At 65.5% G+C, this 26910-nt stretch carries 24 protein-coding genes; 19 read left to right on the top strand and 5 right to left on the bottom strand.

Annotation, left to right across the window (positions count from 1 at the left end):
- The first annotated feature begins 62 nt into the window (after positions 1-62).
- The 4 genes from BI49514_RS04535 (at position 63) to BI49514_RS04550 (ending at position 4569) form a co-directional block, all read left to right on the top strand.
- Positions 63-482, top strand: a complete 420-nt coding sequence (locus BI49514_RS04535) for a YraN family protein (protein ID WP_101544628.1) — start codon at positions 63-65, stop codon at positions 480-482.
- Complete coding sequence (locus BI49514_RS04540; protein ID WP_338063763.1) at positions 479-2134, top strand: YifB family Mg chelatase-like AAA ATPase; 1656 nt, start codon at positions 479-481, stop codon at positions 2132-2134. The genes BI49514_RS04535 and BI49514_RS04540 overlap by 4 nt, the downstream gene beginning before the upstream one ends.
- On the top strand, positions 2131-3360 hold the full coding sequence (gene dprA, locus BI49514_RS04545; protein WP_101544629.1) for a DNA-processing protein DprA: 1230 nt from the start codon (positions 2131-2133) through the stop codon (positions 3358-3360). The genes BI49514_RS04540 and dprA overlap by 4 nt, the downstream gene beginning before the upstream one ends.
- A gap of 93 nt (positions 3361-3453) precedes the next feature.
- Positions 3454-4569 (top strand): tyrosine recombinase XerC, encoded by a 1116-nt coding sequence (locus BI49514_RS04550; RefSeq protein ID WP_101544631.1) that lies wholly within the window; start codon positions 3454-3456, stop codon positions 4567-4569.
- A 63-nt stretch (positions 4570-4632) separates the two neighbouring features.
- Here BI49514_RS04550 and BI49514_RS04555 read toward each other — a convergent pair whose 3' ends face one another.
- Entirely contained in the window at positions 4633-5703 is a 1071-nt protein-coding gene (locus BI49514_RS04555; protein ID WP_244195144.1) for a D-alanyl-D-alanine carboxypeptidase family protein, read from the bottom strand.
- A gap of 551 nt (positions 5704-6254) precedes the next feature.
- Between BI49514_RS04555 and rpsB the strand changes: the two genes are divergently transcribed.
- The 9 genes from rpsB (at position 6255) to BI49514_RS04600 (ending at position 14475) form a co-directional block, all read left to right on the top strand.
- On the top strand, positions 6255-7172 hold the full coding sequence (gene rpsB / locus BI49514_RS04560) for a 30S ribosomal protein S2 (RefSeq protein ID WP_101544634.1): 918 nt from the start codon (positions 6255-6257) through the stop codon (positions 7170-7172).
- A gap of 33 nt (positions 7173-7205) precedes the next feature.
- Positions 7206-8033 carry a translation elongation factor Ts gene (gene tsf, locus BI49514_RS04565; protein WP_101544635.1) on the top strand — a complete coding sequence of 276 codons (828 nt, stop codon included), beginning with the start codon at positions 7206-7208 and terminating at the stop codon, positions 8031-8033.
- Between the two features lie 184 nt (positions 8034-8217).
- On the top strand, positions 8218-8970 hold the full coding sequence (gene pyrH, locus BI49514_RS04570; RefSeq protein WP_101544637.1) for a UMP kinase: 753 nt from the start codon (positions 8218-8220) through the stop codon (positions 8968-8970).
- Positions 8971-9163: 193 nt separating this feature from the next.
- Complete coding sequence (frr, locus tag BI49514_RS04575) at positions 9164-9721, top strand: ribosome recycling factor (RefSeq protein ID WP_101544639.1); 558 nt, start codon at positions 9164-9166, stop codon at positions 9719-9721.
- Complete coding sequence (locus BI49514_RS04580) at positions 9721-10743, top strand: phosphatidate cytidylyltransferase (protein ID WP_101544640.1); 1023 nt, start codon at positions 9721-9723, stop codon at positions 10741-10743. Before frr ends, BI49514_RS04580 begins: the two co-directional genes overlap by 1 nt.
- Before the next feature lie 72 nt (positions 10744-10815).
- Positions 10816-12120 (top strand): 23S rRNA (adenine(2503)-C(2))-methyltransferase RlmN, encoded by a 1305-nt coding sequence (gene rlmN, locus BI49514_RS04585; RefSeq protein ID WP_244195143.1) that lies wholly within the window; start codon positions 10816-10818, stop codon positions 12118-12120.
- Positions 12121-12220: 100 nt separating this feature from the next.
- A complete protein-coding gene (locus tag BI49514_RS04590) occupies positions 12221-12781 on the top strand; it encodes a DivIVA domain-containing protein (RefSeq protein ID WP_101544643.1) in 561 nt (186 codons plus the stop codon).
- Positions 12774-13448, top strand: a complete 675-nt coding sequence (locus BI49514_RS04595) for a hypothetical protein (RefSeq protein WP_101544644.1) — start codon at positions 12774-12776, stop codon at positions 13446-13448. Before BI49514_RS04590 ends, BI49514_RS04595 begins: the two co-directional genes overlap by 8 nt.
- A 94-nt stretch (positions 13449-13542) precedes the next feature.
- On the top strand, positions 13543-14475 hold the full coding sequence (locus BI49514_RS04600; RefSeq protein WP_101544646.1) for a class I SAM-dependent methyltransferase: 933 nt from the start codon (positions 13543-13545) through the stop codon (positions 14473-14475).
- A 154-nt stretch (positions 14476-14629) separates the two neighbouring features.
- Here the strand turns inward: BI49514_RS04600 and BI49514_RS04605 are convergent, their stop codons facing one another.
- Positions 14630-15829, bottom strand: coding sequence for an acyl-CoA dehydrogenase family protein (locus tag BI49514_RS04605; protein ID WP_101544705.1), 1200 nt, complete (start codon positions 15827-15829; stop codon positions 14630-14632).
- A 158-nt stretch (positions 15830-15987) separates the two neighbouring features.
- On the opposite strand from BI49514_RS04605, the gene dxr reads away from it, so the two are divergent.
- Complete coding sequence (gene dxr / locus BI49514_RS04610; protein ID WP_101544649.1) at positions 15988-17208, top strand: 1-deoxy-D-xylulose-5-phosphate reductoisomerase; 1221 nt, start codon at positions 15988-15990, stop codon at positions 17206-17208.
- Positions 17205-18755 (top strand): M50 family metallopeptidase, encoded by a 1551-nt coding sequence (locus BI49514_RS04615; RefSeq protein ID WP_101544651.1) that lies wholly within the window; start codon positions 17205-17207, stop codon positions 18753-18755. The genes dxr and BI49514_RS04615 overlap by 4 nt, the downstream gene beginning before the upstream one ends.
- Before the next feature lie 106 nt (positions 18756-18861).
- Here the strand turns inward: BI49514_RS04615 and BI49514_RS04620 are convergent, their stop codons facing one another.
- Positions 18862-20262, bottom strand: coding sequence for a serine hydrolase domain-containing protein (locus BI49514_RS04620; RefSeq protein ID WP_101544654.1), 1401 nt, complete (start codon positions 20260-20262; stop codon positions 18862-18864).
- 199 nt (positions 20263-20461) lie between these two features.
- Between BI49514_RS04620 and ispG the strand changes: the two genes are divergently transcribed.
- Entirely contained in the window at positions 20462-21625 is a 1164-nt protein-coding gene (gene ispG / locus BI49514_RS04625) for a flavodoxin-dependent (E)-4-hydroxy-3-methylbut-2-enyl-diphosphate synthase (protein ID WP_101544657.1), read from the top strand.
- A gap of 81 nt (positions 21626-21706) precedes the next feature.
- Positions 21707-22588, top strand: coding sequence for a GNAT family N-acetyltransferase (locus tag BI49514_RS04630; RefSeq protein ID WP_101544659.1), 882 nt, complete (start codon positions 21707-21709; stop codon positions 22586-22588).
- Between the two features lie 12 nt (positions 22589-22600).
- On the opposite strand, the gene BI49514_RS04635 is transcribed toward BI49514_RS04630, so the two are convergent.
- Together BI49514_RS04635 and BI49514_RS04640 are read right to left on the bottom strand one after the other, a co-directional pair.
- Positions 22601-23017: an RNA-binding S4 domain-containing protein gene (locus tag BI49514_RS04635; protein ID WP_101544662.1), complete on the bottom strand. Its 417-nt coding sequence runs from the start codon at positions 23015-23017 to the stop codon at positions 22601-22603.
- A complete protein-coding gene (locus BI49514_RS04640) occupies positions 23017-23877 on the bottom strand; it encodes an NUDIX hydrolase (protein ID WP_244195142.1) in 861 nt (286 codons plus the stop codon). The genes BI49514_RS04635 and BI49514_RS04640 overlap by 1 nt, the downstream gene beginning before the upstream one ends.
- Positions 23878-24083: 206 nt before the next feature.
- Here BI49514_RS04640 and BI49514_RS04645 point away from each other — a divergent pair, with 206 nt between their 5' ends.
- Both BI49514_RS04645 and BI49514_RS04650 read left to right on the top strand, forming a co-directional pair.
- Positions 24084-25931, top strand: coding sequence for a proline--tRNA ligase (locus BI49514_RS04645; RefSeq protein WP_101544664.1), 1848 nt, complete (start codon positions 24084-24086; stop codon positions 25929-25931).
- Positions 25932-25982: 51 nt separating this feature from the next.
- A complete protein-coding gene (locus BI49514_RS04650; protein ID WP_101544706.1) occupies positions 25983-26750 on the top strand; it encodes a TSUP family transporter in 768 nt (255 codons plus the stop codon).
- Positions 26751-26910: the final 160 nt, after the last annotated feature.

Consider the following 26910-nt stretch of genomic DNA (forward strand, 5'->3'; position numbering starts at 1 on the left):
TCGTCCACAGGCCCTTTTTCTGATCTTCCCTGAAGTATTGCCGGCATGGTCATCTGATCCGCATGGGACGGATACGAACACCCGGTCGGAATCGAGCATCGAAGAGCACACGGACCGTGAAGGGCCTGCGCAAGCAGGCGCTCGGGAGCAGGGGAGAGGACCTCGCCGCTGCGTTCCTCGAAGACGCTGGACTCGTCGTTCTCGAACGTAACTTCCGGTGCCCACGCGGTGAGCTCGACATCATCGCCCGCGACGGTGACACCGCGGTCTTCGTGGAGGTCAAGACGCGTCGCACCGCGATGCTGGGCTCACCGCTGGAAGCCGTGACCCGAAACAAGCTCGCCCGCATCCGCACATTGGCAGGGTTCTGGCTGAGCGGGCAGGACGAATACTTTCCGGCCACGCGCATCGACGCACTCGGCATCATCATGGAACCGCGCGTCCAGTACTTCCACTGCCCGAACATCCAGGTCGACTCGTGAGTGAGGAGACCCTGGAACGGGAGGAACCGTCGGGCGATCCGGTCGACCCGCCCGAGTCGGTCGATCCGCCGGAGCTGGTCGAGCCGGCCGAGGCCGACGAAGTCGAACCGACATCCTCGGCGCACATCATCGGGCGGGCCTCTGCCGTGGCCCTGTGGGGATTGACCGGGAAGATCGTGTCGATCGAAGCCAGCGTCAGCGCGGGCCTGCCGGGAATCGACATCGTCGGACTGCCGGATGCCTCGGTGAGCGAATCACGCAAGCGCCTTCGTGCGGCCCTGTCCTACCTCGGCAAACCTGTCGCCACAGAGCACCTGACGATCAATCTCACCCCGGGAACGGTGCCGAAGATCGGCACCGGATTCGACCTCGGCATCGCCGTCGCCGTGCTCAGAGCACTCTCGTTGATCACCAACGACGACACCGGCAGCGTCATCCACTGCGGTGAGATCGGGCTCGACGGCAGAATCCGTCCCGTCACCGGGGTGCTCCCGTCCCTGCACACAGCGCTGCAAGCTGGGTTCGACCGATTCGTCGTCCCCATCGGCAACGCCGACGAGGCGGGACTCATCGGACGGGCCAGAGTCCTCCCGGTCGCCTCGCTGGCCGAGGTGGTCAATGCCTACGGAGGATCGATGGCCGTACCCGCACTGCCTGCCGTCCTCGAAATGGATCGGCCCGTCCCCGTGAACCCGGAACTCCATGACCTCAGCGAAGTCCAAGGACAGGCCGAAGGACGTTTCGGCCTCGAAGTCGCCGCGGCAGGTGGCCACAACCTGCTCATGCGCGGAACACCCGGAGCGGGCAAGACGCTGCTGGCCCAATGCCTGCCCGGAATCCTGCCGCCGCTGAACGACGACGAAGCCGTCGAAGTCGCCACCGTCCGTTCTCTGCGCGGAGAACTCGACGGCAGCGACGGACTCGATCGCCGCCCGCCGTTCGAGGCACCCCATCACCGCAGCACCGCCTCGGCGCTCATCGGCGGACGCCGCCCCGGAACGGTCGGAGTCCTCAGCCGCGCCCACCGCGGGGTGCTGTTCATGGATGAGGCACCCGAATTCTCACGCGATGTGCTCGAAGCCCTGCGACAGCCGATGGAATCCCGTCGCGTCCACATCCACCGTGCCTGGGGATCGATGGTGCTTCCGGCATCCTTCCAGCTCATCATGGCCGCAAACCCCTGCCCCTGCGGAGTCGGGATGGCCGGCGCCGGCGGGGACTGTCGGTGCACCCCTCTGGACAAACGCCGCTATCGCAATCGGCTCTCCGGACCGCTGCTCGACCGCGTCGACCTGCAGCTCGAGCTCTTTCCCGTCTCTCCCGCCGACATCCGGCTCGGCGGGGACCAGGAGACCAGCACCACGGTGGCCGCCCGCGTACTCGACGCACGGAAGCGACAGTCGGAACGCTTCGCCGGCTGCGACTGGAGGCTCAACGCCGAAGCGCCCGGAACCTGGTTGCGCGAACACTTCGCACTCACACCGAAAGACCTGACGGACCTGGACCGGGCACTCGACACCGGCCGGATCACCATGCGCGGCTATGACAGGGTGCTGCGCGTCGCAACAACTCTGGCCGACCTGGCGGGAAAGCAGGGTCCCGACCCCGACACGATGAGAATGGCGCTCGCCTTGCGGACACAGGAGTCATGACCGTGAACACACATGAGGACGTACGCATGGCCATCGCCTCACTGCTGCGCATCGGTGAGCCCGGCGACGGACTGCTCAAACAGCTCGTCGACGGAATCGGCCCGGTCGCCGCTCTGGCGATCATCACAGCCGTCGGTCGCGGTGAGACCACCGCACACGATGCTGTCCAAGGTCTGGCCGACACCGGCACCGAGGCAGCCGAACACAGTCAGATGCCAGCAGCCATCGACCGGTGGGCTGTGCGAGCCGGCGAAGCCGACGCAGTCGGGAGCGATCTGGACAAGATCGCGAGAATCGGCGGCCGACTGGTCATCCCCGATGACGATGAGTGGCCACGAATGCTTGACGATCTCGGCCCTGCAGCACCGCTGGGCCTGTGGGTGAGAGGAGCAGCTTCCCTCAGTGCCGCACTGACTCGTTCCGTTGCCGTGGTCGGGGCCAGAGCAGCCAGCAACTACGGAACCAAATGCGCCTCTGACCTTGCGTGGGATCTTGCCGCTCGCGGAATCACCGTCGTATCCGGCGGTGCGTTCGGCATCGACGCGGCCGCCCACCGTGCCGCCATCGCCCGGGAATCGCCGACGGTGGCATTCATGGCCGGGGGAGTCGACCGCTTCTACCCGGCGGCGAACGCCGACCTGTTCGAACAGATCCTCGCCACCGGTGCCATCGTGTCCGAGACTGCACCCGGAATGACGCCGATGCGCCACCGGTTCCTGCTGCGCAACCGACTCATCGCCGCCTCGTCGCAGGTGAGCGTCATCGTCGAAGCCGGCTGGCGCAGCGGGGCACTCAACACCGCCCGGCATGCCCTCGAACTCTCCCGCCAGGTCGCGGCCTTCCCCGGGTCCGTGTACTCGGCGTCCTCGACCGGAGCACACAAGCTCCTGCGCGAACACGAAGCGGAACTCGTCACCTGCAGCGACGACGTCATCGCGCTCATGGACGATGACACCCCGGCACTCTTCGACACGGCCGTGCTCAGTGCTGCTGCGGGGAGTGGAGAACGCCCACCGTCTCTCGATCCCCGCGAAGGGCTCGACGAGCGGGAGAAGATCTGTCTGAATGCGCTGACCGTGTCGAAGCCGCTCGACGTCGGCACCATCGCCTCCCGGGCAGGGCTGACGATCGCGGATGCGCTCAACTCTCTCACCGCGCTCGACCTGGCCGGATTGGCCGCACGCCGCGACACCGGATGGGTGAAGCTGCAGAAACCGGGTGGCTGAACACTGCGCCAACCGATCGGCCTGTCCGGCGATGTAGGCGCGGCTGCACTCCGGCTCCATGATTGTGCACATCCACCCGCGTAACCTGGGGACGTGAGCACATCATCGACCGTCGCCGAGGTGGTGTCCGGCTATGCCGACCACCTGAGGTCTCGTGACGTCTCCGAACACACCGCCCGAGCCTACGTCGCCGACGTCTCCGACTTCCTCGATCACGCCGTGCACTCGACGAAGCTCCGACAGGGGAGTGGAGAGGGGCACCTCGCGACGGCATCCGGCGCACGGATCGACATTGCTGCTGTCGAACTCGACGATCTGCGGTCCTGGCTCATCGTCCTCGACGATGCCGGTGCCGCGAAATCGACGGTGGCTCGCAAGATCGCGGCAGTGCGCTCCTTTTTCGCCTACGGTGTGAGCAACCTGGGACTGCCGAACAACCCGGCCGCGCGTCTGCGGACTCCGAAGAAGGACTCCCGCCTGCCCACGGTGCTCAAACCTCAGCAGGCCGCCGACCTCATCTCCGCCGCCGAGAACCACCGAACCGGAGTCACCGGCGTGGGGCGGAGACGGAAAGGGGGAAGCGACGACAACGGCATGGATACGAGTGGCTTGATGGCAGACGACTCCTCGACGAGCGACCCGGCGGCAGACGACGCCACGACGGGTGATTCCGCACAGCACGGCAAGAACGATCCGCTCGAGGCGGCCAAACGCATCCGCGATGCCGCGATCCTGGAAATGCTCTACGCCACTGCGGTGCGCGTCTCGGAGCTGACCGGACTCGACCGCAGCGATATCGATCGCCGCGCATCGATGATCACCGTGCTCGGCAAGGGCAACAAAGAACGTCGGGTGCCGTTCGGAGCCCCGGCACGCAGAGCCCTCGACGACTGGCTCGCCGCCCGCGAACTGTTCACCGGCCCCCACAGCGGCGATGCACTGTTCCTCGGCGTTCGCGGAGGACGCATCGGCGCCAGGCAGGTGCGCGAACTCGTTCACCGCTACGGTTCCGACGACCCCAGCGCCCCGGACATCGGACCACACGGACTGCGACACTCGGCGGCCACACACATGCTCGACCGCGGTGCCGACCTGCGGCAGATCCAAGAGCTGCTCGGCCACTCCACGATGAGCAGCACCCAGATCTACACTCAGGTATCCATGCAGCGTCTGCAGGACACCTACCGGCGAGCACACCCGCGAGCCTGAAACTCACCGTGAAGCAGTTGGCCGGCAGAGTCATGGCAGCAGCGTCGGCCTGACTGCGGCGTTCTATTTCCGGAATTCCCAGTGCCAGGGTTCGGGCAGCGACCCCGTCTGCCGCGCCCAGCCGGGATGGATCCACCCGAACTTCGGCGCATTCGTCCGCATCCACTGATGCTGCGCGGTGCCGAAGGAATTGATCCCGCTGCCGAGGTCGACCGCCAGAGCCCACCCATGATTCGACGTGCCCGGAGTCGCCGCCATCCTCCCCTTTCGACGTTTGAGGATCACCTGTGTGGCGTAGTCCCGGTAGGCATCGGTGACCGAGATCGGGGCGCCGAACCGAGCCTCGAACGCCTTCGAGAGTCGATCGAAAGCTGCTTGAGCATCGCAGCGCAGCATCTGCCCGGGGGCCGACTCCAACTGACACATCGCCGAGGCGGGAATCTGCCCATTGCTGTGACCGCCCCACGCTCCGGCACCGGAGGTGGTCGAATCTCCGCTGCCTTTCGGTTCCTTCGCGGGCTTCCGTGACAGAGGCAGAAGTGCCGACTGCTCCTGGCCGAAGAACTTGCCCGGATCGACGTACCTCTTATCGCTCGCGGCCGGCCATGCTCCGATGTGCAGGCACGAACGCTGACAGTGACCACCGCTGCCCACCGTGCCTATCTGCTCACCGGCGGTAAATCTCTCGCCCTTTTCCAACGCTGTCGCTGTTGGTTGGAAGGTGAGCACATGATCGGACTCGGTGAGGATGCTGACGGTGGCCATTCCCGCCACCGTGCCTGCAAAGCGGATCGTCCCTTCCGTCGGTGCCCGCAGCGGCTCGCCTTCGAGCGCGAGTACGTCGATTCCGCGATGTCCCTTGAGCCACGGCTTGTCCGGAGGGTCGAAGGCTTCGATGATCTCCATCGCCGGCACCGGGGTGACCCAACTCGACTGAGCGTTCCTTTGCTGATTGCCCTGCGCCGTTGTCGACGCAGATCCGGTGGCAGCGCTTGCCTCCGGGGGAGTGGTCGTGAGCACAAGCGCCGCTGCGATGATCACAGCAAGGAGCAGTGACTGCGGTGAGCCGAGGCTTGAGCGTCTCGTTCGGAGACGGAGCAGCAGGCGGAGCCGGTCGAGCGCGAAGTGAGTCATGGGAGCATGCAACCCCCTAGGGCACGACCGAGTCACCCGTGAGAATCAGAGCTGTGGACGGGCCGCCTCCATCCACAAATCAACGACGCTCGAGTGCGGCGGCTGTCCACAGGAAGCGATGGTCGAGTGCACCGAATCGACGGCGATTCAGCTCCCCCCGACCGACGGGACCCTGCGCTCCGGAGCTCGCCCACACCCGTCGATCCCCACCCGTCGACGCACGAGTCGGTACGACGATACGGGCCGGTGGGCCGCCTCGGCGGGGGATCGATCTCGATTGGAAATGACTTGCCCAACCGGGATAGACTTGGACACAGCAGAAGCGTGTCTTCTGACTACGCGTATCCGAATTCTTCTCCTTCCCATGGTGCAGGCAGCCGTCAGGTGTGCCTGTGGGGCGGACGAACCGGGTACCAGGAATCAACCGAAAATGTCATCGACGCATCTCGTCGATCGAATCGATGCGGACCCTCAAAGGTTCGCTTTGAGAACGATCGACGCGCGCGTGACGTAAAAGCACCCTGAGGGTGCACAGAAAGGAGGGCGTCGGCATGGCCGTCGTCACCATCCGCCAGCTGCTCGACAGCGGCGTTCACTTTGGACACCAGACCCGTCGTTGGAACCCGAAGATGAAGCGCTTCATCTTCACCGAGCGCAACGGCATCTACATCATCGACCTGCAGAAGTCGCTGGGCTACATCGACAACGCCTTCGAATTCGTCAAGGAGACCGTGGCCCACGGCGGCTCGATCCTCTTCGTCGGCACCAAGAAGCAGGCCCAGGAATCCATCGCTGAGCAGGCTCAGCGCGTGGGTCAGCCCTACGTCAACCAGCGTTGGCTCGGCGGTATGCTCACGAACTTCCAGACCATCTCGATGCGTCTGCGCCGCCTCAAGGAACTCGAAGAGATCGACTTCGATGACGTTGCAGGTTCCTCGCACACCAAGAAGGAACTGCTCATCCTGCGTCGCGAGAAGGACAAGCTCGAGAAGACCCTCGGCGGTATCCGCGACATGCAGCGCACCCCGTCGGCCGTCTGGATCGTCGACACCAAGAAGGAACACCTCGCGGTCGACGAAGCCAAGAAGCTGGGCATCCCGGTCATCGGCATCCTCGACACGAACTGCGACCCGGACGACGTCAACTACCCGATCCCGGGCAACGACGACGCCATCCGCTCCGTCTCGCTGCTGACCCGCGTGGTCGCCGACGCCGTGGCCGAGGGTCTCATCGCCCGCCACTCCTCGGACGACGCCAGCGGTGAGAAGAACGTCTCCGCCGTCGAGCCCATGCCCGAGTGGGAGCGCGAGCTCCTCGAAGGCAAGACCGAAGAGAACGGCACCGAGGCTGCTGCCCCGGCTGAAGAGGCCGCTCCTGCTGCTGAGGCTGCTCCTGCGGCCGACGCCGAGAACGCCGAAGCCGCTCCGGCCGCTGAAGCTGCCGACTCCACCGAGTCGACCGAGTCCTGATTTCGTTTAACTCCACCATCCTGAGGAGAAGGAATGGCAAACTACACTGCCGCTGATATCAAGGCACTGCGCGAGAAGACCGGCGCCGGAATGATGGACGTCAAGAAGGCTCTCGACGAGTCCGACGGCGACCAGACGAAGGCCATGGAAGCCCTGCGCATCAAGGGCCTCAAGGGCGCCACCAAGCGCGAAGGCCGATCGACCTCCGACGGTCTGGTCGCGACCTCCGTCGAAGGCGGAGTCGGCACCATGATCGAGCTCAACTCGGAAACCGACTTCGTCGCGAAGTCCGAACCGTTCGTCAAGCTCTCCGAAGAGGTCCTCGAGCTGGCCGTGGCCAACAAGGCCGATTCGGCCGAGGCGCTCCTCGCCGCTGAGACCGACGGCAAGCCCGTCTCCCAGTTCATCACCGAATCCGGTGCCTCGCTGGGCGAGAAGGTCGAACTGCGTCGCGTGGGCCGTGTCGAAGGCTCCAAGATCGCCTCCTACCTGCACCGCACCAACAAGGACCTGCCCCCGCAGGTCGGCGTGCTGCTGGCATTCGAAGGTGACGACGAGACCGTGGCACACGATGTCGCCGTGCACATCGCCGCCATGGCTCCGAAGTACTTCTCCCGCGAAGACGTTCCCGCCGACCTCGTCGAGAACGAGCGTCGCATCGCCGAAGACACCGCGAAGAACGAAGGCAAGCCCGAACAGGCTCTGCCGAAGATCATCGAGGGTCGCGTCAACGGCTTCTTCAAGGAGAACTGCCTGCTTGACCAGGGATTCGCCAAGGATCCCAAGCAGTCCGTGGCCAAGGTCCTCGAGGCCGCCGGCGTCAAGGCCACCGGCTTCCTGCGCTACCGCGTCGGAGCCTGATACACCACTGACCGCGAAGCAGACAGATCTCTGCTTCCCAGGTTCACCGAGTGAGTGAGAACTCACCCGAGGAGCGGGGTCGGACCAATCGGTCCGGCCCCGTTTTTCGCTAAACTGACCCAGACGCCCGATCACAGTGACGATCCCACCGGGTACAGACCTGCCCGCACGGAAGAAGGACTCCATGACAAGCACCCCTGTTCACGAATCCAGCTACGCCAGCCGCGCGGTGCGCACTCATCGCCGCCGCGTTCTGCTCAAGCTCTCCGGCGAGGTCTTCGGCGGCGGCAAGATCGGCGTCGATCCCGACGTCGTGGCCGCAGTCGCCCGCGAGGTGGCTCCCACCACCGAGGATGTCGAGGTCAGCATCGTCGTCGGCGGCGGCAACTTCTTCCGCGGAGCCGAACTCTCCCAGCGCGGCATGGACCGCACTCGTGCCGACTACATGGGCATGCTCGGCACCGTGATGAACTGCCTGGCACTGCAGGACTTCCTCGAACAGACGGGTGTCGACACCCGCGTGCAGACCGCGATCCCCATGTCACAGGTCGCCGAATCGTATATTCCCCGTCGCGCTATGCGGCACATGGAGAAGAACCGCGTCGTCATCTTCGGCGCCGGCGCCGGACTCCCGTACTTCTCCACCGACACCGTGGCCGCCCAGCGCGCCCTTGAAGTGCATGCCGATGAGGTCCTCATCGCCAAGAACGGTGTCGACGGCGTCTACACCGCCGACCCCAAAGTCGACCCGCAGGCCGAGAAGATCTCCGAAATCAGCTACCAAGACGCCCTGCAGCGAGGCCTCAAGGTCGTCGACGCGACCGCCTTCAGTCTGTGCATGGACAACAAGCTGCCGATGCACGTCTTCGGAATGGAAGGCGAGGGCAACCTGCGCAAGGCCATCATCGGTGAGAAGATCGGCACGGTCGTCCACTGAGACCCACTCCCACCGAGGTGGTCCGACGCTGAACGCGGGAGGGTCCTCACAGCGTGGGACCGTCTCCACCGAGGCGGTCGGCCGCCTGGCATCCACGCAGGTGAGAACACCCCTGCGATGATTCGGTGCGGCATTTTTCAGTGATGACCCATAGAATGAACCCAAAGCTTTAAGAAGAGGGAAAGAGGCAACCGTGATTGAAGAGACACTGGCCGAAGCCAGAGAGAAGATGGACAAGGCCGTCGAATTCACGCAGGAGGACTTCGCGTCGATCCGCACCGGCCGTGCCAACCCCGCACTGTTCGCCGATATCGAGATCGACTACTACGGCGCTCCGACACCGCTGCAGCAGCTCGCCTCGTTCCAGACGCCCGAGGCACGCACGATTCTCGTGACCCCCTACGACAAGGGCACGCTGACCGATATCGAGAACGCTCTGCGCAACTCCGACATCGGCGCGAACCCCGCCAACGACGGCAACGTCATCCGCGTCGTCCTCCCGGACCTCACCGAGGAACGCCGCAAGGAATACGTTAAGATCGTCAAGGGCAAGGCCGAAGACGGCAAGGTCTCCATCCGCAACATCCGTCGTCACGCCAAGGAGACTCTCGAACGCATCAAGAAGGACGGCGAAGCCGGCGAGGACGAGGTCACTCGCAGCATCTCCGAGCTCGACGATCTCACGAAGAGCAAGGTGGAAAACGTCGACAAGCTGCTTGCGCAGAAGGAAGCTGAGCTGCTCGAGGTCTGATGATCGCCGTGACAGGGTCCGACAGCCCCGCGACAGATCCGGCTCCCGTCGGGGAGCCGGATCCGTCAGGCGAGGCCGCGCGGGTTGAGACCCCTTTCCCGAAACGTCGAGACCTGCGCAACTCGGACAAGCCGTATTCGCCTGACGACCCGGAATCGAATCCGACCGACGAGGCGGCTGCGACCGATTCCGAGCCTGAACCGAAGGATTACGGTCGAGCCGGACGCAACCTGCCGGCCGCGATCGGCATGGGACTGCTCATCGGCGGCGTAGTGCTCTCGTCCCTGATCTTCCTGCCGATCTCGTTCCTCTTCATCGTCCTCGTCGGCATCGTCGCCGCAATGTGGGAGCTGGCGAACGCTCTGTCACGTTCCGGCTCACTCGTCTCCCGGGTTCCCACCATGGTCTCGGCGGCCTGTATGGTCGTCGCCACCTACGTCGGTGGCCGCGAAGCCCTCTGGGTGACCTTCGCCGCCAGCGCCGGAGCCGTCATGCTCTTCACGATGGTCGAGCGCCGGAAGAACGCAGTCAAAGACGTCTCGCTCTCCCTCTTCGCCCTCACCTATGTCGGCCTCATGGCCTGCTTTGTCGTCTACATCCTCACTCAGCCCGACGGCAACCTCTTCATCATCGTCTTCCTCGCCTCCGTCGTCGCCTCCGACACCGGCGGCTATGTCTTCGGCGTGCTGTGGGGCAAACACCCCATCGCTCCGCGGATCTCTCCGAAGAAGTCGTGGGAAGGCTACCTCGGATCGACAGTGTTCGCCGCGGTCGTCGCGACGGTCCTGGCGGTCACCGTCGTCGGTGCGCCGTTCTGGACCGGACTGGTCATCGGCGCCGTCATCCCCGCGTTCGCCACCCTCGGCGACTTCAGCGAATCGATGATCAAACGCGACCTCGAACTCAAGGACATGGGCACTCTGCTGCCCGGCCACGGCGGAGTGATGGACCGACTCGATTCGATCCTGCCCACCGCTCCGGTGGCTCTCGTCCTGTTCTCGGTGCTGCCCGGCTATCTCTGAGCCCGCTGTCCGGCCGCCTGACGTGGCGGCTCACACACGACAGGGTCTGGGCGAACATGAGACAATAGGTGTGTGAGTACTCAAGCAGGCAGAAGGCAGACCAGGCCCGTCGTCGAACATGCCGACGGTACGACATCGAAGACTCCGATGCGCGATGGCCGTCCCCTTCTCAACTTCAAGTCCGCTCGCGTCAAGCAGCCGCCTCAGCACCTGGCTGATATGACCATGGACGAACGTGTCGAAGCGGTCAAGGAGATGGGACTGCCCGCATTCCGGGCCAAGCAGATCTCCACCCACTACTTCAGCCACTACGTCACCGACACCGAAGCGATGACGGACCTGCCCAAGGACAAACGGGCCGAGATCCAGGAACGGTTCTTCCCGCACCTGCTCACAGAAGTCCGCCGCCTGCGGACCGAGAACGGCGACACCATCAAATTCCTGTGGCGCCTCTTCGACGGAGCCCTCGTCGAGTCTGTGCTCATGCGCTACCGCAACCGCGTCACTCTCTGTGTCTCCAGCCAGTGCGGCTGCGGAATGAACTGCCCGTTCTGCGCCACCGGACAGCAGGGACTGACCCGCAATATGTCCACGGCCGAGATCGTCGAACAGGTCATCCGCGCCAACCAGGTCATCGCCGCCGGCGAACTCGCCGAAGCCCCGAAGTCGGATATGCCCGGCGCCGGCGAAGCCGCACTCGGCGCGGAAGCCGACGATGACGATCAGGCAGGGGAGTCCGCATTCGATGCAGAGGCCACGGCCACCTCGGCGAATGGACCCGAACGGGTCTCGAACATCGTCTTCATGGGAATGGGCGAACCTCTGGCCAACTACAAGCGCGTGATGAACGCGGTGCGCCGCTTCGTCGGCCCGGCACCGGACGGCTTGGGCATGTCGGCCCGGCGGATCACGATCTCCACGGTCGGACTCGTGCCAGGAATCAACAAACTCGCCGCCGAGGACATCCCCGTCACATTCGCCCTCAGCCTCCACGCACCCGATGACGAACTGCGCGATGAGATGATCCCGGTCAACACGCGGTGGAAGGCCGATGAGGCCATCGACGCGGCTTACAACTACTACCAGGTGACCGGTCGGCGGGTGAGCATCGAATACGCGCTCATCAAGGACATGAACGACCACGCCTGGCGTGCGGAACTGCTGGCTAAGAAGCTCAACGCCCGCGGACGCGGCTGGGTCCACGTCAACCCGATCCCGCTCAACCCGACCCCGGGGTCGGTGTGGACGGCCTCCGAACCGGAGGTCGCCGACGAATTCGTCCGCCGCCTCATCGATCAGGGCATTCCGACGACGATCCGCGATACCCGCGGATCCGATATCGACGGCGCCTGCGGACAGCTCGCCGCAGCCGACTGATCGACGCCCGGTTCGGCTACTGCCGACCGCGGCAACGCAATTGCTGCGGCTTCCATCTATGATGGTGGAAACACCACAGCCACTCGCTTCTGGAGGAGACATGGCGGACACGACTTTCCCTCGAATGTCCGGTTGGAAGAACGGATACGACCCCAAGCAGGTCGACAGCTTCTTCAAGCGTGCACGTGAGTCCTTCGAACGGCCGACGCCGCAGCCTGGCGACCTCGACTCCCGGGCGGTGCGCACGGTCGGTTTCGATCTCGTCCGCAAGGGCTACCACGTCGCCGTCGTCGACGCCGCTCTCGACCGTCTCGAGGACGCATTCGCCAAGCAGGCCCGAGACCGTCTGATCGCGCAGGCCGGTCAGGACGCCTGGGTCTCCGAGCTCACCCGTGTGGCCGCGTCCCTGCGGGGACGCCTGGTCCGTGAGCCCGGTGAGCGCTTCGACAATCCTCCTCCCGGAGTCATCGGCTACGACATCACCCAGGTCGACGACATGTGCGACAAGGTCAGCTCGTACTTCACGCAGGGCGTGGCGATGAGCGTCGACCAGGTCCGCCGCGTGCTGTTCAAGACCGCAAAAGGTAAGAAGGCATACAACGAGGACCAGGTCGATGCGTTCATCGACCGCGTCGTCGAAGTGATGGCCTCCGTTGACTGATTTCCACTACTTCGCGGTCCCGACCGCGACCGATCCCGGCACACTCAACCCGGTGTACGAACTCCTCGACTTCCCGATCGCGATGGGCAAGGCCGAAGACATCGTGCTGACCGGACCGGCCCCGGAGAAACCGCTCGTCGACGGCCGGGAAGTCACGGATCCCCGCCTGGTCAATGCCCTGTCCGTTCCCGTCGAGCTCGACCGCGCCGAGGTGCTCGACCGCAGTTCGAAGCTCGCCGGAGTGCTCCGCGCCATGGGCGTGGTTCCGGAATCCGGTGCCCGGCTCACCTTCGCCGAGGATGTCCCGCCGCTGGCGCGGGCGCTCGGTGTGTTGGCTGCCGCCCGGATCGGGCTCGTCGTGGATCTGCGAGCAGGGGCTTCGTCTGACTCTGCCTCAGACTTAGTGGTTCTCCACGCCATCGAAGACGAACCGGTCGAGCCGGGGCGTACCTCCGTGCGGGTCACCCGGTCGCGTTTCGAAGGCGTCGGAGTGGCGATCGGCTCCGAGACCGCGAACCTCGACCAGGCGATGCGCGACTCCCGCGTCGAATTCGCCGCAGTAGTGCCGCTCGACCCGCAGCGCACTCTGCTGCTCACCGACGACGGTGATCTTGCGGCGGGTACGAGCCTCGACTGGTACCGCACCGAGGTTCTCTCTGCTTCCTGAGCCCCGGGCGTCTGGGGGCTTCGACGCCGATGCTGGTGTCGACGTTCCGGCTTCCGCGGACCCGCGGCCTGCTTATCCGCGTTCGGCTGAGACGGTGTCTGCTCTGCGCGCGGCCGGCTGCGTCTTCGCCGAGGATGAGGCGGCGATCCTGTTTGAAGCTGTGAGCGAAGGTATGGCGGCGAGCACCGATTCGGACGCGCACAGTGGTGCAGGATCGGATCGGCTTCTTGCCGGGCTCATCGCGCGACGAGTCGGCGGTGAACCCCTCGAACAGATCGTCGGCTGGGTCGACTTTTCGAGCCTGCGATTGAGTGTCCGCCCCGGAGTGTTCGTGCCGCGGCAGCGAACGGCTCTGCTCGCCGCGCATACGGTGGCCGCGGCCCAGCAGGTGACGGACTCACGACGGAATGGTACAGAGGCAGACGCTGGCGTCGCGGCAGCGCGACCCCTTGTGCTCGAAGCATTCTGCGGGGTCGGACCGGTCGCCTCGGTCGTGGCTGCCTCTGTGCCGGGAGTCGATCTTCACTTCGGTGATGCGCAGGTGGAAGCCGTGCGATGTGCGGTGGAGAATGTCGAACGCTGCATCCAGTCGAGGAACTCAGCGCACGTGGGGGAATCTGCGCAGGCTGGCGGGCCCGAACAAGCAAATGAGTCCGGCACTCTCGTGACCGGGCATGCCCTCGACTGCCTGCACGGACTGCCCGACTCGCTGCGGCAGTCAATCTCCGTCATCGCTGCCGTGCCGCCGTACGTTCCTGAAACGGCAGCCGACTTTCTGCCGCATGAGGCCCTCGACTTCGAACCGAGCAGCGCCCTCTTCGGGGGCTCCGACGGACTCGACCTCGTCCGCCGGCTCATCACGGAGGCCTTGGACTGGCTGGCCCCTTACGGAGTGCTGCTCATCGAACTCGGGCAAGGCCAGGTCGCAGAGGCCACCGGGTTCGCAGCCGAGCGGGGGCTGGAAGCCCAGAGCCACCTCGGCGAGGATGAACAGACCGTGGTCCTCGAACTGCGTCGTCGAAACTGACAACGGCCGGCTGAAATCGGGTGATTTCAGCCGGCCGGCTGCGTACCGACTGGCTCAAAGTGCACGTGCAGTGCATCAAGTCCGTGCACGTGCACTTTGAGCCAGTCGGTGAGTGGGTTGAGTCAGTGCGCTGGCCCACCCTGGGCGACATGGTTCAGTTCGCGAAAGCGTTGATTCCGGTCATCGTCCGACCCAGGGTCAGCTGGTGCACCTCGTGCGTGCCTTCGTAGGTGAGCACGGTCTCGAGGTTGACCGCGTGACGCAGCGGCGGGTACTCGCTCGTGATGCCCGACCCGCCGAACAGGGCGCGCAGGTCACGGCACACGTTCATCGCGGTATCGACGTTGACCATCTTGCCCAGGCTGATCTGCTCGGGACGGACACCCTTCTCGGAGTCCTTGAGCTTGCCCAGGTGAGCGGCGAGCAGAGTGATCTGCGAGTACTGGCCGAAGGCCTTCGCCAGCTTCTGCTGCGTGATCTGGAACGCCGCCAGCGGGCGATCGAACTGGACACGGGTGCCGGTGTACTCCAGTGCGGAGAGCAGCGCGTCTCGGGCCGCACCGGTGACACCGAAGACGATGCCGTAGCGGGCCTCGGACAGGCAGGACAGGGGCCCCTTGAGTCCCATGGCCTTCGGCAGCATCGCATCCTCGGGCAGGCGGACGTTGTCGAGGACGATCTCACCTGTGATCGACGCACGCAGCGAGATCTTGCGGTGGATCTCCGGGGTCTGCACACCCTCGGTGTTCGAGGGGACGACGAAGCCGCGGACGACGTTATTGCCCTTGTCGTCGACCTCTTCGGTCTTGGCCCACACGACCATGACATCGGAGACCGGGGAGTTCGTGATCCACATCTTCGCGCCGTTGAGGATCCAGTCGGATCCGTCCTTCTTCGCGGTCGTCTTCATCCCCGACGGGTCGGAGCCGACATCGGGTTCGGTCAGACCGAAGCAGCCGATGGCCTTGCCGGCGGCCATCTTCGGTAGCCATTCTTCCTTCTGTGCTTCCGACCCCCAGTGGTGGATGGCGAACATCGCCAGCGAACCCTGCACGGAGACGAGGGAGCGCAGACCGGAGTCGACGGCTTCGAGTTCGCGGCAGGCCAGTCCGTACTGAGTCGCCGTCGACCCGCCGCAGCCGTAGCCGTCGAGGTGCATGCCCAGCAGACCGAGCTCGCCGAGTCCTTCGGCCAGTTCTCGGGCGGGGATGGTGGCGTCGAGGAAATAGTCGCCGATCTTTTCCCGGACGTTCTCGTCCAGCCATTTCTTCACGATCGATGCGAATTCGAGGTCATCGGGTTCGAAGACCGAATCCAGTCCAAGAATGTCGTCGGGGCTCAGCGTCTTGCTCATATCCATCTCTTTCGCCATTGATTGTCTTCATTCACAGTTTTACCGGGACCCGGTGGAAGATCGGTGTCCCGAAGCACTACAGATGACCAGGTCCCGCTGGGCGACACACGAGTCCGTGTCGAGTCATTTCCCAGAGAACTTTGGCATCATCGGTTGGCGTGAGTAAACGTGGTTTCATTGTAGTCGGCTCAACCGGTTCGGTCGGCACCCAGGCCCTTGATGTCCTCGCCGAACACCCGGACGAGCACGCGATCATCGGCTTGGCCGCCGGGTCCCAGCTCGACCTTCTGCTCGAGCAGGCCCTCGATTTCCACGTCCCCGTCATCGGGCTCACGACCCCACCCGCCGGAGGCGAGGCCGAGGTGCGCGCGCGACTGACCGAGCTGGCTGCCCAGCGGGGGACTGCCGACCCCGTCGAAGCCCTCCACTTAGGGGATGACGCCGCCGAGGCGGTCGCGGGCTTGGCCGCCGATATGGTCCTCAACGCGATCACCGGTGCCGCCGGTCTCGGCGCGACCCTGGCCGCCCTCGAACGCGGCACGGACGTGGCCCTGGCGAACAAGGAATCCCTCATCATCGGCGGGTCCATCGTCCTCGACGCAGCTCGGGCCTCCGGGGCCCGCCTGGTGCCGGTCGACAGTGAGCACTCCGCCATCGCCCAGGCGCTGCGCGCCGGCACGCACGGTGAAGTCAGCAAGCTCATCATCACCGCGTCGGGCGGTCCCTTCCGCGGCATGACCCGTGATGCCCTGCGTCGAGTCACCCCCGCCCAGGCGCTCAACCACCCCACCTGGTCGATGGGGTCGATGATCACCATCAACTCTGCGACCCTGGTCAACAAGGGCCTCGAAGTCATCGAAGCCCACCTGCTCTTCGACATCGACTTCGACCACATCGAAGTCGTCGTGCATCCTCAGTCGCAGATCCATTCAATGGTCGAGTTCACCGATGCCTCGACGATCGCGCAGATCTCTCCACCGGATATGCGCCTGCCGATCTCCTATGCGCTGGGCACACAGGACGATGGAACGACGAAGCGACTGACCTCGGGGGCCGTTCCGCACAATTGGGGCCAGCCCATGCACTGGTCGTTCGAACCGGTCAACCATCTCGCCTTTCCCGCGCTCGGTCTGGCTATCGACGCCGGCAAGAAGGGCCGCAGCTACCCGGCCGTGCTCAACGCTGCCAATGAGGAACTCGTCGCCGCATTCATCGCCGGAGACATCGCCTTCACCGGAATCGACAGAGGCCTGTCCCGAGCTCTGGCCGCCCACGAACCTGCGGCCGAACACACGGTGGAGACCGTGCTGGCCGCCGACGCCTGGGCCAGGGACTTCGCTCGCGCCGACGTCGCCGAACAGAACGGGGGCCGCCGATGACAGTTGTGCTCTACATCGTCGGGATCATCCTGTTCCTCATCGGCATCTCGATCTCGATCGCGCTGCACGAACTCGGCCACCTCACCCCGGCGAAGAAGTTCGGGGTGAAAGTCACGCACTATATGGTCGGCTTCGGACCGACCCTGTTCTCCTTCCGTCGCGGTGAGACCGAGTACGGCATCAAAGCGTTCCCCCTCGGTGGGTTCATCGCGATGCCGGGAATGTATCCGCCCGAGGAGGCGACGAAGGCTCGCCATGAGACCGCCGCCGCTGCGCAGAAGGGCGGCACGGCCGCCGGCGTCGACGGCGGGGTCGACGGCACGTCGGGCCGCCTCGGCGCACCGGGCGCTGCACTCGTCTCGACGGGCAGCGAAACCTCAGGCCGCCTCGGCGAGGGGATGGATGACGGTGATGCCGCTCCGCTGCGCCGGGACCGGAAGAAGCGGAAGGGGCGGCTGTTCGAAGACACGATGGCCGATGCCCGCGAGTTCTCGAACCAGGAGATCGAGCCGGGGGAGGAGCACCGAACGTTCTATGCACTCAGCGTGCCCAAACGCCTCGTCGTCATGTTCTCCGGTCCCTTCGTCAACCTCATCCTGGGCATCCTCATCATGGGGATCTCGCTGCTGGGCATCGGTGTGGTCACTCCGACGACGACCGTCCAGACCGTCGTCGAATGTGCGGTGCCCGCGTCCGAAGCGCAACAGCGTCCCGCCTCGGAGCAGAACACCTGCCGTCCCGACGATCAGCTCACCCCCGCGTGGGAAGCTGGGATCAAACCGGGTGACGAGATCGCCTCGATCGCCGGCGTCGAGACGAAGGACTGGGACCAGCTGTCCTCGGTCATCAAGGAACATGCAGGCGAACGCGTTGATGTCGACTTCATCCGCGATGGTCGGGCCCAAACGGTGACCGTGCCGATCATCGCCAGCGAACGGCCGAAGGTCGACGACACCGGCAAGGCCGTGCTCAACCCGGACGGAACTCCGCAGACCGAGACCCAAGGATTCTTCGGCGTCGGACCCGTCCAGGAACGTCAGTCCCTGCCGCTCGAGGAATTCCCCGGCGCCGTGTGGGACCAGGTCTCCGGAGTCTTCCACGCGATCATCACCCTGCCGGTCAAACTCGTCGATATCGGCGAGGTGGCCGTCGGGACGAAGGACCGCGATGCCGAAGGACTCGTCGGCATGGTCGGCGTCGGCCGCATCGCCGGCGAGATCGTGTCCACCGACCAGATCGACGTCATCGACAAGGCGCAGATGGGGCTGGGCATGCTCGGCTCGCTCAACATCTTCCTCTTCGCGTTCAACATGATCCCGCTGTTGCCCCTCGACGGCGGTCACATCGCCGTGGGTCTCTACGAAGGAGCGCGCCGCCGCATCAACCGGTGGCGCGGACGCGGACTGGTCGGCCCCTTCGACACCGCGAAGCTGCTGCCGCTGACGTACGTGTGCATCGGGCTGATGCTGTGCATGACGGCGCTGCTCGTCTACGTCGACCTCGTCAAACCCATCACCCTCGACGCGATCTTCAACTCCGGCGGGTAGGTCGGGCCGCTCGGGCAGGCTCACGGGTCGCTCGGGCAGGCTCACGGGTCGCTCGGGCGAGTCGGTTCACGGGCCGGCGAAACGGGCTCAGGGGAGCCGGGCCCGTTCAGGAACTGAGGGTGATCGCCTGCACCTCGCCGAGGTGATTGAGCCCGACCGTGATCGTGGCGTTCTCATCTGCTGCGCCCGACACTGTGACGACTCCGCGCAACGGGGAGACCATCTCGAGGTCCGCCTCGGTGAGAGGACGGGCGATCTGCTTCTCCGCCCGCCACCGGGCGAAGCGCTCCCGCCTCTCTTCGCGGGGCTCGTCGAGGTCCATGTTCATGGAGAAGATCGCCTCGGCGACGGTGTCGTCGAAGTCGTTGACGAGGTTCGCCGCGGCCATCACGGCATCGATCTGGGGCTGGGCGGCGGGGTAACGGGGCACTGGCGCCGAGGTGGCCCGACGTTCCAGCCGGGTGCCCTGTCGTCCTGTGGCCGTCGCCCATCCGAGGTCGAACGCGTCCTGGACGACGCGCTGCGCCGGATAGTAGGTCGTATTGCCGAGGACGACGAGGCTGAGCCCCAGATCGGGGAACCAGCGCATATGTGAGCCGTATCCTGGGTAGCCGCCGGAATGGCAGACGACGCGCCCGAATCGCGTGTCCAGGCGAGTCTCGAGACCGTATCCGTAGCTGAGCGTCTCCGCGTGGTGGTCGCTTGTCTGGATCTCCATGGTCCGTCGTGGCTGCTGGTCGTCGGTCAGTATCCGCGACCAGGCCCCGGGAGCATAGGTGTCCATGCGTTCGAGGGCGTCGAGATGCGCGTCCATCCATGTGCCGATGTCGTTCACCGTGGAGATGACCCCGCCGATGGGGGAGAAGACTCCTGGGCCGGTGAGTTCGGCCGGGTGGAGGCCGCCGCCCAGGTCGACGCGGAACCCGGTCGCCAGGTCCGGGAAGTCCGTGTGGTCGAAACCGGTGCGCGTGAGCTTCAGGGGATCGAAGATCTCATTGGACACGAGTTCGGTGAATGCCCTGCCTGTGACTGCCTCGGCGACCATGCCGAGAAGCGCATAGCCGAGGTTCGAATACTCATAGCCGGTGTCGGCAGGCGCGCAGGCGATGGCGCCGCGGTGCAGCCAGTCGGTGAGCTCGGCCGGAGTCATCGCCTCCATCCGGTCCGCCCACGGGTCGTCCTTGGTGAAACCGGTGCTCATCGTCAATGCCTGGCGGCAAGTGCGGTCAGCGATGGCCGTATCGGCCAGTTCCGGGAGCAGGGCGCCGAAGGGAGCGTCGAGATCGAGTCCGTCGGCGGCGAGGAGTCCGATGGCTGCGGCGGTGAAGGACTTCGTCATCGAAGCGATCCGGTGCGGAACCTCGCCGTTCACGGTTCGGGCGGGGCCGCCTCGGCGAAAGATTCCCCATGCCAGGGAGCCACCCTGGTCGTCGAGCTGCTGTGCTGCGGCCTCGAGAGCTGCAGCCATCGCCTCGGCATCGGGTTCGACGAATACGGGTGTGCTCACAGGGCTGCTCCTTCGCGCAGACGTCAGGTCACCTTCACACTACCGTCAGCCGGTTGACTGTCCGGGGTACGCCCTGCGGACGGACAGTCCTGTGTCGGTGGGAGGTCCTACAATGGTGATGGTTCGCACAATCCGGTCCCCGCATCGGCGCTGGCTCGGACATTGTGGCTGGTCACCAGCCTGACTGAAGGGATCCTTCGTGACATCGGTCAATCTCGGAATGCCCGCACCTCCGCCTCCCGTGCTCGCTCCGCGAAGGAAGACGAGGCAGATCAATGTCGGAAAAGTGGGGGTCGGATCCGATTCCCCGGTGAGCGTGCAGTCGATGACGACGACGCAGACAACGGACATCAACGGGACCCTGCAGCAGATCGCCGAACTCACCGCCGCCGGCTGCGATATCGTGCGCGTGGCCTGTCCCACCGCCGATGATGCCGCGGCTCTGCCGATCATCGCCGGAAAATCCCAGATTCCTGTCATCGCCGATATCCACTTCCAACCCAAGTACGTCTTCGCCGCTATCGACGCCGGTTGTGCGGGGGTGCGCGTCAACCCCGGCAACATCCGCAAGTTCGACGACCAGGTCAAGGAGATCTCGAAGGCCGCCGCCGAGACGGGCGTATCCATCCGCATCGGCGTCAACGCCGGTTCCCTGGACAAACGGCTGATGGAGAAATACGGCAAGGCCACGCCCGAGGCGCTCGTCGAATCCGCGCTGTGGGAGGCCTCCCTGTTCGAAGAACACGGATTCTATGACTTCAAGATCTCCGTCAAACACCATGACCCGGTGATCATGGTCCGCGCCTATGAGCTGCTCGCCGAGCGCGGCGATTGGCCGCTCCATCTCGGCGTCACCGAGGCGGGGCCCGCCTTCCAGGGCACGATCAAGTCCGCCACCGCCTTCGGTCACCTGCTGGCCGAGGGCATCGGAGACACCATCCGAGTCTCCCTGTCCGCGCCTCCCGCCGAGGAGGTCAAGGTCGGCAACCAGATCCTCGAATCCCTCAATCTGCGGCCCCGAAAGCTCGAAATCGTCTCCTGCCCGTCCTGTGGGCGCGCGCAGGTCGACGTGTACACGCTGGCCGAACGTGTCACCGCCGGACTCGAAGGCATGGAGGTGCCGCTGCGGGTGGCCGTCATGGGATGCGTCGTCAACGGCCCCGGTGAGGCCCGTGACGCCGACCTCGGCGTGGCCAGCGGCAACGGCAAGGGCCAGATCTTCGTCGAGGGCGAGGTCATCCGAACCGTGCCCGAATCCGAGATCGTCGAGACGCTCATCCATGAGGCAAACCGCATCGCCGAGGAGGCCGCGGGGCAGCCATCGGGCGCTGCATCGGGGCCGCCTGAAGTGACCGTCGGCTAGGTGCGATACCTTGTGAGGACGAAGAGTTTCATGGTCCAGTCATTGGCCCATGCTGACGGCTGAGAAAGAGTTCAGGGGCACATGGCGCTGAGGATCGCACGACTGGAACATCAGCACACCCGGTGGCTGACGGACCTGCTTGCGCGCAACCCCTGCGAAAACGTCTACCTCATCTCCCTGCTCGAAGTCACGGGCACTGCCCGTCTGGGCTCCCCGGCAGGCACCCTGTACGGAATCTTCGATGGTGACCGACCCGTCGCCGCCTACTGGGTGGGCGGCAATATCATCCCAGTCGCGGCGACCCCGGCGACGAATGAGGTGCTCGCCCGGAAACTCAATGCCGACGGGCGCGCGTCCTGCTCACTCATCGGCAGCCGGTCCGTCGTCCTCGACCTGCAGCAGCGACTCAATTGGGGCAGAGCGCGTGGAGTGCGTGAACGGCAGCCGCTGCTGGCCATCGGCTCGGATCCGCTGGTCACCCCCGATGAGCATGTGCACCGGGTGACCCTCGATGACCTCGGTGCGGTGTTTCCCGCCAGTGTGGACATGTTCACCAAAGAGGTCGGATTCTCACCGATCGAGGACGGCACGGCCGGGTACCTGGCGCGGGTGCGCGGGATCATCCGCGGCAAGAACTGCTATGCCCGAATCTCCTCCACCCTGCCCCAGGGAGGTGCGGTGCCGCGGTGGCCGGCCGAAGAGCAGGACGAACAGGTGCTGTTCAAGGCCGATATCGGCATCCGTGCCCGCCGCATCGTCCAGGTTCAAGGAGTATGGGTCCATCCCGCAGTGCGCAATCAGGGTCTCGGGGCAGCGGGCATGGCCGCGGTCGTCCAGCGCACCCGTGACAAAGGCCATTCCACGGTGAGCCTGTATGCCAATGACTACAACGAGACGGCGCTGCGCATGTATGCCCGCGTCGGCTTCGAACAGGTCGGCACATTCGCCACCGTCATGTACTGAGCTCCCGGCGGATCAGTCGCGACGGTTGCGCGACTGAGGTTTGGCCATATCGCCGAGGAACTTCTCCATCTCCCGGCGGTCCTTCTTCGTCGGACGCCCCAGCCCTTTGTCTCGCCGGGGCACGAATCCGCGCAGCGCCGGATCGGGCGGGGGAGTGAGGTCCTCATAGCACTGGACGGCGATAGAGGCCTGCATCCTCGTGGGGATGAAACCGGTGATCTTCCAGATGAATTCGGACCCGGCCTTGCGCACACGCACCTCCTGGCCGATGCTCACCTTCTGCGCGGCCTTGACGCGCTGACCGTCGACCTGCACATGCCCGCCGCGGCAGGCCTGAGTGGCGAGGTTGCGGGTCTTGAACATCCGCGTCGTCCACAGCCACACGTCGACGCGCATGTGCTTTCCGGCATCGCGGTTGACCTCGGTCATCAGCGATGACCGTCCGAGAGATTCGTGCCGGACGAGGACATCCCTGCATCGGCACCATCGGGGTCCTGTATCCGGGAGTCGGCGCGCAGCGCCAGTGCCGAGCGCCGGGTGAAAGTCTGCGCGGGACGCCCTCGCCCCTGGCTGACGGCCTCCCCGGTGGGATCGAGCAGCGGCAGCATGGTGCGGCGGAACGTATCGGCCTGCAGGCTCTCCCCGGCGACGATCTCGTGGAGCTCGCGGAGCTGCCGCAGCGAGAACTCCTTCTCCAGGAGCCCGAAGGGATCCGGGGTGCGTTCGTGGAACGCCCGTAGTCGGTGCACGGCCACGCGCACGATCTCCTGATGCTCAGCGCTGAGCTCGCCGACATCGTGGACGGGCACGAGCTTCCGCCGGTGGACGGGGGAGTCCGGGTGATCGGAATCCGATTCGGCAGGATCAGGGTCGGCCGCCTCGGGGAGGACCGTCTCGACGGGGGACGATTCCGTACCCTGTGCCGGAGCATCCGCCACGGCTGCCTCGGTGGGATCGCCCTCCTCGGCGAGTCTGACATCGGAGGCGGAGAGAACATCGAGGTGAGCCACGGAGATCACCCAGCCGCGATCATCGCGGTCGGGTTGGTCGAACACGTGCAGCTGGACGGGGGCGCGGTCGACCAACCGCGCCTTTTCGCGCAGACAGCGGGCGACCGCCTCGGCGAGGCGTTCCTGCGGGCGCAGGATCGACCCGGGCAGCTGCCACACTCCGTCCCCGGGATGGGTCATGAGAACATGCAGGCCGCGGCCGGGCACGGGGCAGAGGACCGCGGTGTCGACCGCGACCGAGGGCCGCGGGAACTGCGTGAGTTGGCTGGGATCAGGCATGCTCTTCGTATCGTTCGGACTCGTCATTTCAACGGGGACCGGGCGGGGGACAGGATGGCCCCGACCGATGCCGGGCTTCGGTGCTGCAGCCACCAGTCTAATTCTCTTCCCGCAGGTGACGAATCCGCGCCCGCTCGGATTCCCTCCGGCTCGCCCGCGTGCGATAGTGTTCGATCTGAGTCTTGACAAGTTGAGGAGATTTACCCATGGCCCTGCGCATGTCGTCCCTGTTCGTGCGAACCCAGAAGGAAGACCCGGTCGGCGCCGAGGTGGCCAGCCACAAACTGCTCCACCGTGCCGGATACATCCGCAGGTCAGCACCGGGAATCTACACGTGGCTGCCGCTGGGACTGGCCGTGCTCGGCAAAATCGAAGCCATCGTGCGAGAAGAGATGGCGCTCGCCGGCTCCCAGGAGGTCCACTTCCCGGGCCTGCTGCCCGCCGATCCGTACAAGAAGTCGGGCCGTTGGGAGGCCTTCGGGCCCGACCTCTTCCATCTCAAGGACCGCCGCGAGAACGACTACATCCTCGCTCCCACCCACGAGGAGGTCTTCACCCTCCTGGTCAAGGACCTCTACTCCTCGTACAAAGACCTGCCGCTGTCGATCTACCAGATCCAGACGAAGTACCGCGACGAGGCTCGCCCCCGCGCCGGACTGCTGCGCGGACGCGAATTCATCATGAAGGACGCCTACTCCTTCGACATCGACGATGCCGGACTCGACGCCTCCTACGAGGCCATGCGCGTGGCCTATCTGCGGGCCTTCGCCCGCCTCGGCCTGCCGTGCCTGCCGGTCAAGGCGACCCCGGGTGCCATGGGCGGCTCCGGGACAGAGGAGTTCATCTACCCCTCCGAGGTCGGGGAGGACACGTTCGTCAAGTCGCCCGGCGGATATGCCGCGAACGTCGAGGCCGTGACCTCGATCGTCCCCGAGGCGATTCCCTACTCGCAGTCGCCGGCCGCGCATGTCGAGGACACCCCCGACACCCCGACCATCGAGACCCTTGTGGCCGCGGCGAACGCCTCGCACCCGCGCTCCGATCGTGAGTGGACCGCCGCAGATACGCTGAAGAACGTCGTCTGCGCCGTCACCCATCCCGACGGCACCCGCGAGATCATCGTCATCGGCCTGCCCGGCGACCGCGAAGTCGACCTCGATCGGGCCGCCGGCACCGGCATGCTCGGTGACGGTGAGGTCGACCTCGAAGCCGCGACCGCTGAGGATCTCGCCGCTCATCCGGAGCTCGTCAAGGGCTACATCGGACCCGGCAACTCCCTCGACGCGCCGGTTCTCGGCCGCGAATCGCCCTCGAAGATCCGCTACCTCCTCGACCCTCGCGTCGTCGACGGCACCCGCTGGATCACCGGAGCCAATGAGCCCGGACGCCACGTCTTCGACCTCGTCGCCGGACGGGACTTCACTGCCGACGGCACCATCGAAGCCGCCCAGGTCGTCCTCGGCGATCCGGCACCGGACGGCTCCGGTCCGCTGGAGCTGGCCCGCGGTGTCGAGATCGGTCAGATCTTCAAGCTCGGCCGCAAGTACGCCGAGTCCCTCGACTTCAAGGTGCTCGACCAGAACGGCAAGGCGACGACCGTGACCATGGGCTCCTACGGCCTCGGCGTCACCCGCGTCATGGCCTGCATCGCCGAGGAATATCATTCCGAGAACGGGCTCCTGTGGCCCCAGCACCTGGCTCCGGCCGATGTGCACATCACCGTCGCCGGCAAGGGTGAGGAGATCGCTCAAGCCGCCGAGAAGATGACGACCGAACTCGAGGCCGAAGGCATCAGCGTCCTGCTCGACGACCGCAATAAGGTCTCGCCCGGATTCAAGTTCGCCGATGCCGAGCTCATCGGCATTCCCACCGTCATCGTCGTCGGCCGCGGTCTGGCCGACGGCGTGGTCGAGGTCCGCGACCGTCTGGCCGGGGAGAAGTCCGACCAGCCCGTCGCCGAGGTGGTCCCTGCCACCGTGGCACGTGTGCGTGAGGCGTATGCGAAGGCAGCAGCCGCAGCCGACGCGGCGATCAGCGCCGACCAGAACGCCTGAGCCCCCTCGGTGTTCGAAGCCCTCGCCGGAGGCATCGATGTCACCTGGACGATGGTCCTGTGGCTGCTTGCCGCGGGAGTCCTGGCCGGGTGGATCGATGCCGTCGTCGGCGGGGGCGGACTGATCCAGCTGCCCGCGCTGCTGCTCGTGCCGGGGATGAGCCCCGTCCAAGCGGTCGCGACGAACAAGATCGGGTCGATTGCGGGCACGACCGCCTCGGCGGTCACCTACCTGCGCAAGATCACCCCGGACCGGTCGGCGACGATCCCGGCCGCGGCCTCGGCGTTCTTGGGTGCCGTGCTCGGCGCGAAGCTCGCGACCTTGGTGCCCAGCGACGCGTTCACTCCGATCATCCTGCTCGCGCTCATCGGGGTCGGGATCTTCACCGTGCTCAATCCGAGCCTCGGCGCCGATGCCACGCTGCGGTTCGGGGAAACCTCGAAACGTCACCACGCGCTGTCGTGGCTGATCGGGCTCGTCATCGGCATCTACGACGGAGTGCTCGGGCCGGGGACGGGATCGTTCCTCGTCATCGCCTTCGTCTCGATCATCGGATTCTCATTCCTGCAGGCCTCGGCCACGGCGAAGGTGATCAACTGGGCGACGAACTTCGGAGCGCTCGTCTACTTCATTCCCGACGGTCAGGTCGTCTGGCTGCTGGGTGTTATCATGGCCGTCGGCAATGTCACCGGCGGGATCTTCGGTGCCCGCACCGCGCTGGCGAAGGGCTCCGGGTTCGTCCGCGTCGTCTTCGTCATCGTCGTCTCCGCGCTGATCCTCAAACTCGGCTCCGACTTCATCTCCACCCTCATCCACTAATTGCTACCTGATGGCGGCCCAGCAACCTCGCGCTGGAGTGGTCCCCAATAGTTGGACTGCTGTGGGGTCAGCATAAAGCAGTTACCGGCTGTTCGGCTGTGGCGGTCTTGGTCCGATATTCCATCGGGGCAAGACCGCCAAGCCGTGTCGAGATCCTCTC

Source organism: Brevibacterium iodinum ATCC 49514, from assembly GCF_900169265.1.
Taxonomy (GTDB): Bacteria; Actinomycetota; Actinomycetes; order Actinomycetales; family Brevibacteriaceae; genus Brevibacterium; species Brevibacterium iodinum.

Bases quoted from the DNA above. Each gene is read 5' to 3' on its own strand.
- BI49514_RS04615 (WP_101544651.1), top strand. From the start codon at position 17,205: ATGACAGTTGTGCTCTACATCGTCGGGATCATCCTGTTCCTCATCGGC.
- BI49514_RS04640 (WP_244195142.1), bottom strand. From the start codon at position 23,877: ATGCCTGATCCCAGCCAACTCACGCAGTTCCCGCGGCCCTCGGTCGCG.
- rpsB (WP_101544634.1), top strand. From the start codon at position 6,255: ATGGCCGTCGTCACCATCCGCCAGCTGCTCGACAGCGGCGTTCACTTT.
- BI49514_RS04590 (WP_101544643.1), top strand. From the start codon at position 12,221: ATGGCGGACACGACTTTCCCTCGAATGTCCGGTTGGAAGAACGGATAC.
- dprA (WP_101544629.1), top strand. From the start codon at position 2,131: ATGACCGTGAACACACATGAGGACGTACGCATGGCCATCGCCTCACTG.
- BI49514_RS04605 (WP_101544705.1), bottom strand. From the start codon at position 15,829: ATGAGCAAGACGCTGAGCCCCGACGACATTCTTGGACTGGATTCGGTC.
- BI49514_RS04555 (WP_244195144.1), bottom strand. From the start codon at position 5,703: ATGACTCACTTCGCGCTCGACCGGCTCCGCCTGCTGCTCCGTCTCCGA.
- BI49514_RS04580 (WP_101544640.1), top strand. From the start codon at position 9,721: ATGATCGCCGTGACAGGGTCCGACAGCCCCGCGACAGATCCGGCTCCC.
- pyrH (WP_101544637.1), top strand. From the start codon at position 8,218: ATGACAAGCACCCCTGTTCACGAATCCAGCTACGCCAGCCGCGCGGTG.
- BI49514_RS04635 (WP_101544662.1), bottom strand. From the start codon at position 23,017: ATGACCGAGGTCAACCGCGATGCCGGAAAGCACATGCGCGTCGACGTG.
- BI49514_RS04535 (WP_101544628.1), top strand. From the start codon at position 63: ATGGGACGGATACGAACACCCGGTCGGAATCGAGCATCGAAGAGCACA.
- BI49514_RS04630 (WP_101544659.1), top strand. From the start codon at position 21,707: ATGGCGCTGAGGATCGCACGACTGGAACATCAGCACACCCGGTGGCTG.
- BI49514_RS04650 (WP_101544706.1), top strand. From the start codon at position 25,983: ATGGTCCTGTGGCTGCTTGCCGCGGGAGTCCTGGCCGGGTGGATCGAT.
- tsf (WP_101544635.1), top strand. From the start codon at position 7,206: ATGGCAAACTACACTGCCGCTGATATCAAGGCACTGCGCGAGAAGACC.
- BI49514_RS04645 (WP_101544664.1), top strand. From the start codon at position 24,084: ATGGCCCTGCGCATGTCGTCCCTGTTCGTGCGAACCCAGAAGGAAGAC.